Annotated in this window: 16 protein-coding genes; all 16 read right to left on the reverse strand. The window is 55.7% G+C overall.

The features are described 5' to 3' along the window. Positions 1 to 3: 3 nt before the first annotated feature. A complete protein-coding gene (gene trpA, locus ACAF76_RS11935) occupies positions 4 to 825 on the reverse strand; it encodes a tryptophan synthase subunit alpha (protein WP_400163775.1) in 822 nt (273 codons plus the stop codon). Continuing rightward, positions 822 to 2054, reverse strand: coding sequence for a tryptophan synthase subunit beta (gene trpB, locus ACAF76_RS11940; RefSeq protein WP_400163776.1), 1233 nt, complete (start codon positions 2052 to 2054; stop codon positions 822 to 824). The genes trpA and trpB overlap by 4 nt, the downstream gene beginning before the upstream one ends. Beyond that, a complete protein-coding gene (locus tag ACAF76_RS11945; protein WP_400163777.1) occupies positions 2047 to 2685 on the reverse strand; it encodes a phosphoribosylanthranilate isomerase in 639 nt (212 codons plus the stop codon). The genes trpB and ACAF76_RS11945 overlap by 8 nt, the downstream gene beginning before the upstream one ends. Further along, positions 2682 to 3491: an indole-3-glycerol phosphate synthase TrpC gene (trpC, locus tag ACAF76_RS11950; RefSeq protein ID WP_400163778.1), complete on the reverse strand. Its 810-nt coding sequence runs from the start codon at positions 3489 to 3491 to the stop codon at positions 2682 to 2684. Before trpC ends, ACAF76_RS11945 begins: the two co-directional genes overlap by 4 nt. Continuing rightward, positions 3484 to 4506: an anthranilate phosphoribosyltransferase gene (gene trpD / locus ACAF76_RS11955; protein WP_400163779.1), complete on the reverse strand. Its 1023-nt coding sequence runs from the start codon at positions 4504 to 4506 to the stop codon at positions 3484 to 3486. The genes trpC and trpD overlap by 8 nt, the downstream gene beginning before the upstream one ends. Beyond that, complete coding sequence (trpE, locus tag ACAF76_RS11960; protein WP_400163780.1) at positions 4500 to 6014, reverse strand: anthranilate synthase component I; 1515 nt, start codon at positions 6012 to 6014, stop codon at positions 4500 to 4502. Before trpE ends, trpD begins: the two co-directional genes overlap by 7 nt. Before the next feature lie 338 nt (positions 6015 to 6352). Beyond that, the gene (aroH, locus tag ACAF76_RS11965) at positions 6353 to 6730 is read right to left on the reverse strand and encodes a chorismate mutase (protein ID WP_400163781.1); all 378 of its coding nucleotides are present in this window, start codon (positions 6728 to 6730) and stop codon (positions 6353 to 6355) included. Between the two features lie 2 nt (positions 6731 to 6732). Beyond that, entirely contained in the window at positions 6733 to 7833 is a 1101-nt protein-coding gene (gene aroB / locus ACAF76_RS11970) for a 3-dehydroquinate synthase (protein WP_400163782.1), read from the reverse strand. Then, a complete protein-coding gene (aroC, locus tag ACAF76_RS11975) occupies positions 7833 to 8993 on the reverse strand; it encodes a chorismate synthase (protein ID WP_400163783.1) in 1161 nt (386 codons plus the stop codon). The genes aroB and aroC overlap by 1 nt, the downstream gene beginning before the upstream one ends. 184 nt (positions 8994 to 9177) lie before the next feature. Next, positions 9178 to 9345 (reverse strand): hypothetical protein, encoded by a 168-nt coding sequence (locus ACAF76_RS11980; protein WP_400163784.1) that lies wholly within the window; start codon positions 9343 to 9345, stop codon positions 9178 to 9180. A gap of 75 nt (positions 9346 to 9420) precedes the next feature. Further along, positions 9421 to 10194: a CheR family methyltransferase gene (locus ACAF76_RS11985; RefSeq protein ID WP_400163785.1), complete on the reverse strand. Its 774-nt coding sequence runs from the start codon at positions 10192 to 10194 to the stop codon at positions 9421 to 9423. Between the two features lie 131 nt (positions 10195 to 10325). After that, positions 10326 to 10769 carry a nucleoside-diphosphate kinase gene (gene ndk, locus ACAF76_RS11990; RefSeq protein WP_400163786.1) on the reverse strand — a complete coding sequence of 148 codons (444 nt, stop codon included), beginning with the start codon at positions 10767 to 10769 and terminating at the stop codon, positions 10326 to 10328. 106 nt (positions 10770 to 10875) lie between these two features. Then, positions 10876 to 11841: a polyprenyl synthetase family protein gene (locus ACAF76_RS11995; protein ID WP_400163787.1), complete on the reverse strand. Its 966-nt coding sequence runs from the start codon at positions 11839 to 11841 to the stop codon at positions 10876 to 10878. A gap of 89 nt (positions 11842 to 11930) precedes the next feature. After that, positions 11931 to 12527 (reverse strand): UbiX family flavin prenyltransferase, encoded by a 597-nt coding sequence (locus ACAF76_RS12000; RefSeq protein WP_400163788.1) that lies wholly within the window; start codon positions 12525 to 12527, stop codon positions 11931 to 11933. Continuing rightward, positions 12524 to 13393: a UbiA-like polyprenyltransferase gene (locus tag ACAF76_RS12005; RefSeq protein WP_400163789.1), complete on the reverse strand. Its 870-nt coding sequence runs from the start codon at positions 13391 to 13393 to the stop codon at positions 12524 to 12526. The genes ACAF76_RS12000 and ACAF76_RS12005 overlap by 4 nt, the downstream gene beginning before the upstream one ends. Before the next feature lie 42 nt (positions 13394 to 13435). Continuing rightward, complete coding sequence (locus ACAF76_RS12010; RefSeq protein WP_400163790.1) at positions 13436 to 14155, reverse strand: demethylmenaquinone methyltransferase; 720 nt, start codon at positions 14153 to 14155, stop codon at positions 13436 to 13438. Between the last annotated feature and the right edge of the window lie 5 nt (positions 14156 to 14160).

Below are 14160 nucleotides of genomic sequence, written 5' to 3' on the forward strand. Positions count from 1 at the left end.
ACTTTATTGTAGCGCATTCGTCAATTCTTGTACAAAGGTTTTTATTTTTTCGACAGCCTCTCGGGCCTGGGCAGGATCTCTCAATTGTGCTTCGTAGCGCTCGATTTCGCGTACAATGGCGCTGCCGACGATGACAGCGTCCGTGTGAGGGGCAAGCGTTCGCACCTGCTCCGGCGTCGAAATGCCAAATCCGACAGCAGTCGGAGCGGTCGTACTCTGTCTGACGCGTTGCAGAAAATCGGTCAAATCATCCCGCAGCTCGCTGCGCGCTCCGGTGACGCCAAGCGACGAGACACAGTAGAGAAAGCCGGTCGCCTGCTCCCCGATCATTTTGATCCGCGCCTCTGAGGTAGGAGCGACGAGTGAAATCACATGGACGCCATGCTTGTGCGCCGCTTCAACAGCAGGACCGCTCTCCTCCACTGGCAGGTCCGGAATTACCGCTCCGTCCGCACCGGCTGCCGCCAGATCGGCAAAAAAGTGCTCGAACCCGTATTGCAGCACCGGATTAACGTACGTAAACAGCACAAGCGAGGCTTCCATCCCGGACTCGCGCAATCGGCGAACCAATTGCAGTGTGTCGGCAATCGTGACGTTGCTTTGCAACGCTCTGAGCGAGGCGCGTTGAATCGTCGGGCCATCTGCCAGCGGGTCGGAGTACGGGATCCCCAGCTCCAGCACGTCCGCACCCGCCTCGACCAGCGCGTGTGCGATCTGATACGTGGCTTCGATCGTAGGATCGCCCACAGTGATAAAAGGGATAAACCGTTTTTTGCTGCGATCCGCAAACAAGCGGTCAATTCTGTTTTCCTGGACCGTTTTCATGCCTCTTCCGCTCCTTTCGTCTCGCCAGCCAGCGCTTCCTGAATCGTCATAACGTCCTTGTCCCCGCGTCCGGACAGGCAGATGACGAGCACCTCGTCTGGTGACATCTGCGGCGCCCGCTTCATCGCTTCTGCCACCGCATGAGCGCTCTCCAGTGCCGGAATGATCCCTTCCGTCTTGCACAGAAGCTGCACAGCCTCCAGCGCTTCGGCATCGGTGATGGCAGCATAGGTGACCCGACCGGTGTCTTTCAAGTACGAATGTTCCGGTCCAATCCCCGGATAATCGAGCCCTGCCGAGATCGAGTGTGCTTCCTGTACCTGTCCGTTCTCATCCTGCAACAGATACGTGAGCGAGCCGTGAATGACCCCCGGGCGCCCCATCGTCAACGTCGCTGCGTGCTTGTCAGTGTCGATCCCGCGACCGGCTGCTTCCACGCCGCGCAGCGCGACTGACTCGTCCTGCAAAAACGGGTAAAACATGCCGATCGCATTGCTTCCGCCGCCGACACAGGCGATCACTTCATCCGGCAGCTTGCCCAGCATCGCGAGAATCTGGGCGCGCGTCTCTTCCCCGATGATTTTCTGGAATTCGCGAACCATATACGGGTACGGATGCGGTCCGACGACCGAACCGATTACGTAAAAGGTGTCCTCCACATGGGAAACCCAGTAGCGGATCGCTTCATTGGTCGCATCTTTCAACGTGCGCGAACCGGATACGGCAGGGATCACCTCTGCCCCCAGCAGATTCATCCGAAACACATTAAGCGCTTGGCGGCGAATGTCTTCCTCGCCCATGAACACCTGGCAGGACAAGCCGAGTTTGGCTGCGACCGTCGCGCTCGCCACGCCGTGCTGCCCGGCTCCGGTCTCGGCGATGATCGATTTTTTGCCCATGCGCTTGGCCAACAGACCTTGTCCGAGGGCGTTGTTCAGCTTGTGCGCCCCTGTGTGGTTCAAGTCTTCCCGCTTCAGGTAGATTTGTGCGCCTCCCAGCGCTTCTGTCAATCGTCCGGCATACGTAAGCGGCGTCGGACGTCCTGCGTACTCCTCGAGCAAATGGGTCAGCTCCTGGCGAAAGGCCGGGTCCTGCCGTGCCTCCTCAAACGCCTGCTCCAGCTCGGTCAACGCAGACATCAACGTCTCCGGTACAAATTTCCCTCCAAAATCACCAAAGCGCCCTTTCTCATCTGGTACGACGCGCTGTTGTGTCCCTGTGTTAGCCATGCGCTCTCACCCTCCCGATAAAACGTCTGATTTTCTCCGCATCTTTTATTCCGTCCGTCTCTACCCCGCTGGATACATCGATCACAGCCGGCGTATAACGCGAAATCAACTCATCGACATTGCCGGCGTTGATCCCTCCGGCGATGATAGCCGTCACCTCTTGGCAGGCAGCCTGCAACTGCGGAATCTGCTCCCAGGAAAAACGCTTGCCCGTCCCTCCTGCCTGTGCCGGATCGTGTGTGTCGAACAGGAAGGCTTCAACCGTATCGGCGTACACTCGAATCTGGTCAGTCGGATCGGCTTCCTCCCCGACGGCCAGCGCTTTCCAGACCGGCCGGGCAAAACGCTCACGCACCGTCCGGCAAAACGCAGGGCCCTCCTGTCCGTGGAGCTGGATTACAGACAGTGGCACCTGCGCCAGCACTTCCTCCAGCTCTTCGATCGTCGGATTGACGAACACGCCGACCGCCGGCGGATGACCCGCGACAGATCGCAGCAGTTCGTGCGCCGTCTTTGCATCGACTCTGCGTTTGCTTGGGGCAAAGATGAGCCCGACGTAATCGACCTCAAGACTGGTCAACAAGGCGAGCGTTTCACTGTCTTTGATTCCGCAAATCTTTACCCTGGTCACAAGCCCACCCCCGGCTTGCTCGCACTGGCATCTCCCACCAGCGCCAGAACGGCTTGGGTCACATCCTGCTGGCGCATGAAATGTTCGCCGACGAGTACAGCGCGCGCACCGGCCTGTCGTACCCGCTCGATGTCCGCAGGCGCCGATATGCCGCTTTCGCTGACAATCGTGACATCTTTGGGCAAATCGGCGATGACTTCGTGGGTGACCGCCAAATCGGTCTCAAACGTTCGCAGGTTGCGGTTGTTGATCCCGAGGAGCAACGGGTCGGTATGCCGGAACACCATCTCGCACTCCGCCCGGTTGTGGACCTCGATCAGCACATCCATGCCCAGTTCGCTCGCTGTCTGATGCAGATGGCGCAGTTGCTCGCCTTCGAGAATGGCGGCGATCAGCAAGACACAGTCCGCTCCTGCCGCCCGCGCCTCTACGATCTGGATATCCTCGATCAGAAAATCCTTGCGCAGCAGCGGACGGTCCACAGCGGCGTGAATGTGCCGCAGAAAGGCGAGGCTTCCCTGGAAAAAGGATTCATCGGTCAGCACCGACAGACACTCCGCCTGTGCCTGCTGATACGCGCGTGCGATCCCTACCGGATCAAAGTCGGGGCGAATCAAGCCCTTGGACGGCGAAGCCTTTTTCACCTCGGCGATCACGCTGACGGCGCGGCTGCTTTCTACCAGCGCACGGCGAAAGCCGCGTGGCGCCTCCACCGCTTCTGTCTCCTGCAAAAGCTGGGCGATGGTTCGTTCCTGTTTGAGCTGACGTACTTCTTCCTGTTTTTTTTGCACGATTCGATCAAGCATGTATTTTTCCTCCCGCAACCTGGCGAAGCTGCTCCAGTTTTCTCGTGACATACCCGTCGTCAATCAATTCCGCAGCGCGAATAACGCCTTGTTCCATCGAAACCGAACGCCCGGCCAGGTAGAGGATCGCACCTGCGTTGAGCAACACGATGTCGCGGGCTGCTCCGCGCTCTCCTGCAAAAATGCGTTCGATAATCGCGGCGTTTTCGGCTGCATCGCCGCCTTTGAGTTCCCTGCCATCGTAGCGGCGCAGACCGAATTGCTCGGGCTCTACCTGATACTCGCGGATCTTGCCGTCTCGCAGCTCGGCGATATAGCTGGTGCCAGTCACGGTCAGCTCATCCAGACCGTCCGAACCAGCCACTACCAGCGCCCGTTCTACCCCCAGCTCCTGCAAGACAGCCGCAACCACCGGCAAAAGCTGCGCGTCGTATACGCCCATGAGCTGGTGCGACGCCCCTGCCGGGTTGGTGAGCGGCCCGAGCAGGTTGAATACGGTGCGAATCCCCAGCTCTTTGCGAGGCCCGGCGGCATGCTTCATCGCCTGATGGTACAGCGGCGCGAACAGGAAGCAAAGGCTGGTCGCCCGCAGGCACTCTGCCGCTTCGTCGGGAGTCAGATTCACCGGAATATCCAGCGCCTCCAGTACATCCGCGCTGCCGCTCTTGCTGGATACGGCGCGGTTCCCATGCTTGGCGATCAGGACATTGTCACTTGCTGCGACAATCGCGCTCGCGGTCGAGATGTTAAACGTATGGCTGCCGTCTCCCCCTGTGCCGCAGGTATCGACCAAGCCTGGCAGGTTGAGCGGGAAACGGGTCGCGCGCTGGCGCATCGCCCGGGCGAATCCGATGATTTCCTCTACCTGCTCACCCTTTTGCCGCAGCAGGGCGAGAAAAGCGCCGATCTGTGCCGCTGTGGCTTTTCCGTCCATGATCTGTCCCATTGCTTCTTCCGCAGTATGGCGGTCCAGGTGATTTCCCAGCAACAGTTGCTCCAGCACCTTGCTTAGCATGTCGTCTCCTCCTTTTGCACAAAGAGTTGTTCTGCTTTCTCCAGCGCCGCAATCATCGCAGCCGATTTGTTCACCGTCTCCTGGTACTCACTGGCTGGCACCGAATCTGCTACGATACCCGCCCCTGCTTGGACATGGGCGTAGCCGTTCTGGAAGAACAAGGTACGGATCGTGATGCAGCTATCCAACGAACCGTCAAACGAAATGTAGCCGATCGCCCCGGCGTACAGATGGCGCGCATCCGGCTCCAGTTCGGCGATAATTTCCATCGCCCGCAGCTTGGGCGAGCCGGATACAGTACCCGCAGGGAATGCCGAGAGCAAGGCGTCGAACGGATGAAGATCATCACGCAGCTCGCCCGTGACATGGGAGACCATATGCATCACATGCGAGTAGTTTTCGATCACGAGCGCCTCTTCGACCTTGACGCTGCCGTAGCTGCTTACCCTGCCTACGTCGTTGCGTCCGAGGTCGAGCAGCATGTAATGCTCGGCACGTTCCTTTTCGTCGGCCAGCAGATCGGCAGCCAGTTCCTCGTCTTCCTGTGCGCTGGCGCCGCGTTTTCGCGTACCGGCGATCGGCCGCATCTCGACCTTTTTGTCTTCCACGCGCACCAACAGCTCCGGAGACGTCCCGACGATCGTCTCCCCTGCGTACTCCAGATAGTACATGTACGGAGACGGATTCAGCCTGCGCAGCACCCGATATACGGCAAATGGATCGACCTCGGTCTTGACGCTGAAGCGTTGCGAGAGGACGACCTGAAAAATGTCCCCGGCAGCGATGTATTCTTTGGCTTGCATTACCATCTGTTCGTACTGCTCACGGCTCATGTTGGCTTCTACAGCCAACGAGTAGGACGACTGCTTTTCTACCGGAATCAGACGGTCGAACTGGGCGGGTGCGGACACCTTGCCAGCCAACTGCTCCAGCCGCTCGCACACCTCGCTGTATTTGCGCTCGATGTCGGCGGGCGTGTCTCCCTCTTCAACGTGAAGATTGACAATTACCTGAATCTCCTGTTTTAAATGATCAAAGGCGATCATCTCGTCGACAAACAAAAAACGCAAATCCGGCAATTCCAGCGCCTCTTTTTTGTGCGGAGGCAATTCTTCAAAATAGTGCAACGTATTGTAGCCGAAAAATCCGACGGCACCTCCGCTCAAACGGGGAAAGCCGTTCAGTTTGGGGCTTTTGTAGCGATCAATTTCTTCCCGCAAAAAAGTGACGGGGTTGCCTTGCAGTTTTCGGCCTTCGCCATTGCGCCGCTTGACGGTAATCGCTTCACCTTTTGCCTCGACAGTCTGAAACGGGTTCATGCCGATAAAGGAAAAACGTGCCCATCTCGCGCCGCCTTCGACGCTCTCCAGCAAAAAGGAATCATGTGTCCGCATTTTTTGGTACAAGCGAATCGGGGTTTCCTGATCGGCCAGTACGCTCACTCGAACCGGAATAAAGGAATAGGACGCCGAAAGGGATTGTACCTCGGCAAGGGTGGGGGTATACATGGGCTCTCATCTCCTTGTTTGGACAGGAAAAAGGGTTCCTTTTTCTTGCCTGATTCCGAAGAGCGAGAGGTAGGGGGAGATAGATATAGATGGATAGAACAAAAAAATCCAGTCATCAGACCTGGATTGGGTATACGTCAATAAACCCAGCCTGGCTAATCTCTCCTCAACCTAACTCATCTCAACTCTGCTCTGCTCTCAACTACACTCGGCCGGTATGGTAGACAAACCGGTACTGCTCGCCCGTGACCTCAGTCACGGCCTGTTTTCCTCAAGCGACGGCGCTAATAAATTCGGCGCCCTCGTTTCCCTAATGGTAAAAGAGAGCGCCGGGAATGTCAACCTTGATTTGTCAGGTCGGGACGAAGCTTTACCGCATCGCGCAAGAACACATGCTGAATGTCTGACGCTGCCTTTTCCGTATTGACGTGCATCATCACACGGACACACATGGGCAACGCACCGGATACAGGGATCTCCCTGGCACACATCAGCGGGACGAACTCCCAGCCTTCTCCGTCCAGCATTCGTACAGCCTGCGCCGGGAAGACCGAACTGACATCTTCAGTCGTCGTGAAAATCATGCTGCCGATGTCTTCAGCCCGCAATTCATTGCGTGCAATGATCTCCTCCAGCATCAACTTGGTCGCTTCCAGCACTTCTTCCTTGGTGTCTTTCTCGACAGTAATCGCTCCCCTAACTCCACGTACAGCCATCTCTATGCCTCCACTTCTTCTCTCATCACAGTCAAGATCTGTTCTTCGTCGATGTATTTGACGACCTCCGCCTTGCCGATAGCGCGCGGCAGAACCAGGGCCAGCTTGCCGCCCACGGTCTTTTTGTCCCGCTTCATCGCTTCCAGCACCTCTTCAGGGGCCATACCCTCAGGCCAGGAGGTAGGCAGGTTGTACAAGCGCAAAATCTTCTTCGTCCTTTCATAGACTGGCTCCTCGGCAAAACCGATCCGCTCTGCCAGCTTCGCCGCCAGACACATGCCGATCGAGATCGCTTCGCCGTGGTTGAGCGAGGCGTAGGAAGACAGTGCTTCAAATGCGTGGCCAAACGTGTGTCCCAGATTGAGCAATGCCCGCTGCCCTTGCTCTGTCTCGTCAGCAGAGACGATCCTGGCCTTTACGCTGCACCCCGCAAAAATCGCCTTGGTCACCGCTTCCGTCTCCAGCGCCCACAAGTCTTCCGCCTGCTGCTCCAGCCAGTCCACGAAAGCCGCATCCGCGATCAAGCCATGCTTAATTACTTCTGCATATCCCGCGGCCACTTCTCTTTTCGGCAAGGTGCGCAAAGCAGCGATATCATAGATCACCGCCTTGGGCTGATGAAAAGCCCCGATCAAATTTTTTCCCAAGGGATGGTTTACCGCTACCTTGCCGCCCACAGAGCTGTCGTGCGCCAACAGTGTAGTCGGTATTTGCACGAAATCGATTCCACGCATATAGGTGGCAGCGACAAAACCCGCGAGATCGCCGACGACCCCTCCGCCCAGGGCGAGGATCGCCGATTTGCGGTCCAGTCCGGCCTGGATAGCTTCTGTTATGATCCGTTCGTAGACCGCCAGACTTTTCGACTGTTCCCCTGCCGCTACTACACTAGCCGCCGTCTGATAGCCCGCCGCTTCCAGACGCTCTCGCAGGGGCGACAAATAATGCTTTGCCACCTGCTCGTCGGTGACGATCATCAGCTTGCTTTTTGCAGATATGCCAGCCTGCTGCAGCAGGACATCTGCCTGCTCCAGCAAAGATGGTCCAATGACAATCGGGTAGGAGCGCTCTCCCAGTTCTACGGTCAACGTCAGTGCCTTCATCAGAATTTCTCCGTGTACGCCCGGTATTGATTTACGTTTTCCACCATGTCGTCGATCGAGTCGGACGGGAATTTCTCGCACATCGCCCGCGCGATTTCCCATGCGATCACCGCTTCGGCTACGACGCTGGCAGCAGGAACAGCACAGCTGTCGGAGCGCTCAATGCTGGCGGAAAACGGCTCTCTCGTATCGATGTCGACACTCATCAACGGCTTGTACAAGGTCGGAATCGGCTTCATCACTCCGCGGATGACAACCGGCATGCCTGTCGTCATACCGCCCTCCAGCCCGCCTGCACGGTTCGTTTTCCGGCTATAGCCCGTACCCTCGTTCCAGATGATCTCGTCGTGGACCTGCGAACCTGGCAAACCTGCCGCTTCAAAGCCAATGCCGATCTCCACGCCTTTAAACGCCTGGATGCTCATCATCGCCTGAGCCAGACGTCCATCCAGTTTGCGGTCCCACTGCACGTGGCTGCCCAAACCGATCGGCACGCCCTCGACACGCACCTCAACGATGCCGCCGAGCGAATCTCCCTCTTCCTTTGCCTTGTCGATCAAGGCCATCATGCGCGGCTCTGCTTCCGGGTCCAGACAGCGCACAGGCGACGCCTCGGTACGTTCAATCAGCTCGTCCAGGGTTACTTCCTGGCGCTTGGCGACAACATCGCCGATCTGCAGCACCTGTCCGCCGATACGGATGCCAAATGCGGCGAGCAATTGACGAGCGACAGCGCCTACCGCGACACGGATCGTCGTTTCACGTGCGCTGGAACGTTCCAGAATATTTCGCATATCGCGCTGATGGTATTTGATCGCCCCGTTCAGGTCAGCGTGACCGGGTCTTGGACGGGAAACACGCCGCTTTTCTTCTGCGCCTTCTACCGGTTCCGCGCTCATAATCCCTTGCCAGTGTGCCCAGTCTTTATTTTCCACGATCAGCGTGATCGGAGCCCCTGTCGTATACCCGTGGCGCACCCCGGAAACTACCTTCACCTGATCCTTTTCAATTTGCATGCGACGTCCGCGACCGTGCCCTTTTTGCCGACGTGCCAGTTGCTCGTTGATCGCTTCAATCGAAAACGGCAGGTTGCTCGGTACTCCCTCGATAATTGCTGTCAATTGCGGTCCATGGGATTCTCCCGCACTCAAATAGCGCATCTCTCGCTTCCTCCATCCTAGTTGCCCCCTGACGAGCACGGATTTGTGCCGGATTGCAGGGTAACATTCTTTATCACTTTTAAGCGCTATAATACCATACCGATACCCGAGTGAAAATAGAGAAGTGGAAAAACGGTGAAAAACGCTCCCCCTGTCGCGGGGAAGCGTCCGTATTTCACTACTGCTATAAGTGGTCGACCAAGAAAAGCGGGTGGGAGCGCGATTGACTGCCGTGATAGCCGGTGCGGACGAGATCGTCAAGCTGCTTTTGCTCTGCCCCGATGATTTGTCCGCACTCCTGCAGCGTAATCAGGCCCCGCCGGTATGCTTCGATGACTTTTTGCTTGTCCATCTGGGTCCTCCCCTGCTTGTCGTTATTCCTAGTCTTGGGAAAAAACTTCCATCCTATACAGAGGAAATGGACTTCTTAGACTTTTTTCCGGTAAAAGAATGTGTCCTCCGCCTCGAACTGGTACTGCTGCGGCTGGAAAATCTGTTCGGTGCTGCCGACAAACAGCACGCCGCCTGGCTTGAGCGCGCGGCTGAACTTGTGGTACAGCTCGTGTTTGGCTTCTTCGGTAAAGTAGATCATCACGTTGCGGCAAATGATCAGGTCGAATTGCGCGTCAAAGGAGTCTGCCAAAAGGTTGTGCTTTTTAAAGGTCACTCTGTTTTTGACCTCATCCGTAATCCGGTAGCTCATCGCATCCTTGATGAAATATTTGCTGAGAAGCTCCTTGGGGCAGTCTTGCAGTGAACGCTCGGTGTAGACCCCTTGCTTCGCCTTGGCCAGCGCTCCTTCGTCAATGTCTGTCGCAAGCAGTGTCGCATCGAACTTCTTCTTCAGCAGGATCAGGGACAGTGTATACGGCTCCTCTCCTGTCGAGCAGGCCGCACTCCAGCATTTGATTTTGCCAGACTGCTGGGCGAGGCGAGGGAGGATTTTGTTCTCCAGCACATCCCATCTGCCGGGGTTGCGGAAAAATTCCGATACATTGATCGTCATGCGGTCCAGGAATTCGTAAAACAATTCCTTGTTAGCCGAAATGGCGTCAAAATACTGGGCAAAGGTATTGTATCCCCTTTTGAGCCGAAGCGAGGTCAGACGCCGCTTCATTTGCGCTTCCTTGTACAGCGCCAGATCAATACCCGTCATTTTTTTCACGCTTTGAATAAAGCCTAGAAAATCTTTGTCTTCCATTGTTGAGATTTCCCCCATTCTGATTGCTTAAGCTATTCTGCATCACCCTGCCATTTCCCTATCATCCTTCCGACAATTTGTGACAAAAAAAGAAAAAAGACCCGACAATCGGGTCTTTTTTGTGCCATTGTTTAGATCCAGCGTTGGATCGTTTTTTCGTAGGAGAGAACTTCGCCTTCACTGAACCAGAGGGAGATTTCACGCTCTGCGCTCTCTGGAGAATCGGAACCGTGGATGATGTTCATGCCAACGGAAGTAGCGAAGTCGCCGCGGATTGTACCGGAGGCTGCATCAGCCGGATTGGTTTTGCCCATCATGGAACGCGCAGTGGAAATCACGTTGTTTCCTTGCCATACCATTGCAAACACAGGACCGGAAGTGATGAAATCAACCAGTTCGCCGAAGAATGGGCGCTCTTTGTGTTCTGCGTAGTGCTGTTCAGCCAGCTCGCGGCTTACGTTCATCAGCTTCGCGCCAACGAGTTGGAATCCTTTTTGCTCGAAGCGGGAAACGATTTCTCCTACCAGGTTGCGTTGTACGCCGTCAGGTTTTACCATAAGGAATGTTTTTTCCATTGTATGTATGCCTCCATCAATGCTATGTATTGGTGTCCTGTTATCACACCAACGAAAATTTTATCAAAACACGAGTATGCAAGCAACATGCTCGACTCGAAAAAACCTAAAATTTACGTTCCACGATAAAATCGGCAATGCCAATCAGCGAAGTCTTCGCCTGATTGTCCGGCAAATCGGCCAAAATCGCTTTGGCGCGATCAATGTAACGCTCGGCCAGCGACTGTGAAAAGGCGATTCCGTCATCTTTGCGCACCAACTGGATCGCCTCGTCGACATGATCCCAGAACGTGCCTTGGTCGATCCACTCCTGGAAGCGGTCGCGGAACCGTCCGTGACGGGCGGCGTACAGGGCGGGCAACGTAATATTTCCGTTCAGAAGGTCGCTGCCTGCCGGCTTGCCCAGTTGCTTTTCCGTCCCGGTAAAATCGAGGATGTCGTCCGTGATCTGGAAAGCCATCCCGACATTGTACCCATACCAGTACATGCTTCTGACGATCGCCTGCGAAGCCCCGCTGGCAACCGCCCCCATCTGGCAGCTAATGGCGATGAGCAGTGCCGTTTTTCGCTTGATCCGGCGCAAGTACGTACGGAACGATTGATCCCAGTTTTTCAGGTCTTTTACCTGCTCAAACTCGCCCTTGCACACTTCGACCATGGCATCAGCCAAAATCTGATGAAGCTGCGGGATCGGCAACTGCGCCACTATCGCCAGGGCGCGGGCAAGGATGTAGTCCCCTGCGTACATGGCGATCTTGTTGTCCCATTTGCGACGCACGGTATCCTTGCCACGGCGTTTGTCCGCGTCGTCGATCACATCGTCGTGGACCAGCGTGGCCATATGGATCAGCTCGAGCGGAACGGCAACGTACTTGAGCCGCTTCACGTCGTAATCTCCCCATTTTCCTCCGAGCAGAACAAAAACCGGTCGAATTCGCTTTCCGCCCGCCTTCAGAAGATGTGTAGAGGACTGATACAGCTCTGTCACCTGCGTATCAATGGACTTCTCCAGCTCATCCTCGATGTACTGAACGTCCTTTTTCATCTTGAAGTAAATATCGACAAGGTTCATCCGTCCCACCTATTCGTCTGCGTTTTTGTACATTCCCCATCCGTATCTCGTGTAACGGAGAATACCTGATAAACGTATCAGTTAGCAAGTTACTCTCCCCAGCGGCGAAAAAGAGAATGCGGTACATCGAGGGCATCCAGCGCCTTTCCGACCACGAAGTTGATCAGGTCCTCCATCGTTTGCGGCTTTTGGTAGTAGCCGGGCATGGCCGGCATGATCTTGACGCCCAATCGGCTCAGCTTGAGCATGTTTTCCAGGTGAATCGCGTTCAACGGAGTCTCGCGGGGCACGATCACCAGGCGCCGCCCTTCCTTGATCATCACATCTGCCACCCGCTCGAGGAGATTGCCGGAAGCGCCGTGGGCAATCCCGGAAACAGTCCCCATCGAACAAGGGACGACAATCATCCCGTCACAGCGGTACGAGCCGCTCGCGGCAGGGCAACTGAAGTCGCGCAGACCCCAGTAATGGAGCGTGCCGGGAAAATCCTGCTGCATATGCTGCCTGACCAGTGCTTCCCGGTCATCTGTCTGCCAGTCGAGTTCGTCGCGAAACACCTGCCACCCTGCTTCCGTCACCATCAAATGGACAAGGTGTCCGGCCCGCAGCAGTTCCTGCACGACCCGAACGCCGTAAATGGCTCCACTCGCCCCCGTTATACCGACAACCCATTTTTGCCCGTTCATGCGATCACCAGGTCAATCATGGTAAAGACAAACATAACGACGCTCAGCACGCCATTCATGTTGAAAAAGGCGACATCGAGCTTCGACAGATCCGTCGGCTTTACCAGCGTGTGCTCATAGACCAGGATCGCCCCGGAAATCAGTACGCCAACGAGGAACCAGATGGACAAATCGGCCACGACATAGAGCGAAACAAGTCCGATAAAGGTAATGACATGGCACAGTCTGGCGACGGCGAGGGCATTGGCGACGCCAAAGCGGCTCGGCATCGAGTACAGCCCTTCCTTGCGATCAAAATCGGCATCCTGGCATGCGTAAATGATGTCAAAGCCGGCTGTCCAAAACAGTACGGATGCGAACAGGATCAATCCGACGGCGTCTACCTGACCGGTAGTGGCCACCCATCCGCCCAGAGGACCGAAGCCGATTGCCACGCCGAGAATAAAGTGGCACATCCAGGTAAAGCGCTTCGTGTACGAGTACAGCACGAGTACAAATACAGCCAGCGGCAGCAGCTTGACAGCCAGGTCGTTCAGCTGGAAGGCCGCTGCAAACATGACGAGAAACGAAACGACAATAAATAACGTGACTTCCGTGACGGAAATCAATCCGGCAGGGATGGCACGATTTGCGGTACGCGGGTTTTTTGCATCAATGACGCGGTCGATCAGACGGTTCAATGACATCGCCGCGCTGCGTGCCCCGACCATCGCTACCGTGACCCAGAAGATTTCCATCCAGGTCGGCCAGGAACCTTCTACTACGATATTGCCCAAAACCGCACCCATGAACGCAAAAGGCAAGGCGAAAATGGAGTGTTCAAACTTGATCATTTCCAAAATAATTTTCAATTTACGAAGACTCATGTAATACACTTCCCATTCGAAGAAAAAATAGCGGAACGTCTGTCAGGGCTTCGTTCCCATGTGCAAAGCAGCTACGCCGCCCATAAACAGCTTTACCTGTACCGGGTCAAGTCCCGCCTTTTGAAACATGGTTGCGAGCTCGCGGCTGTCCGGGAAATTCGTCAGCGACTGCGGCAGCCATGCGTACTGCTCGTACTTGTTGATTGTCCATTTGGCGATCAGGGGCAATATCTTGTAAAAGTACAAATAAAACAACTGTCGGTACGGTTTGAACGGAGGCTTGGACACTTCCAGGGAGACAACCTTTCCCCCAGGCTTGACCACGCGCGCCATCTCGTTGAGAACCGTCTGTATGTCAGGCACATTGCGCAGGGCGAAACCAATCGTGACGAAGTCAAAGGTGTTGTCTTCGTACGGCAGCTTCATCGCGTCGCCATTGACCAATGTGACGATGTTGTCTACTTTTTTTTGCGATATTTTGTACGCGCCTATATCCAGCATGTTTTGGCTGAAGTCAAGGCCGATCACCTTGCCCTCAGGTCCGACTGTCTGCGCCAAGGCAATCGTCCAGTCGCCTGTGCCGCACGCGACGTCGAGCGCCGTTTGGCCGGGTTTGATGCCCATTTGCTTCATTGTGTAGTTTCGCCAAGCAATGTGACTGCCAAAACTGATCACATTGTTCATCTTGTCGTAGTCAGCCGCAATACTTTCAAAGACAGAATGGACAAACTCGGCTTTGTCTCTTTGGTGGGTCTGGTTCACTGGGT

The sequence above is a fragment of the Brevibacillus sp. TJ4 genome (genome assembly GCF_044627595.2).
Taxonomy (GTDB): Bacteria; Bacillota; Bacilli; order Brevibacillales; family Brevibacillaceae; genus Brevibacillus.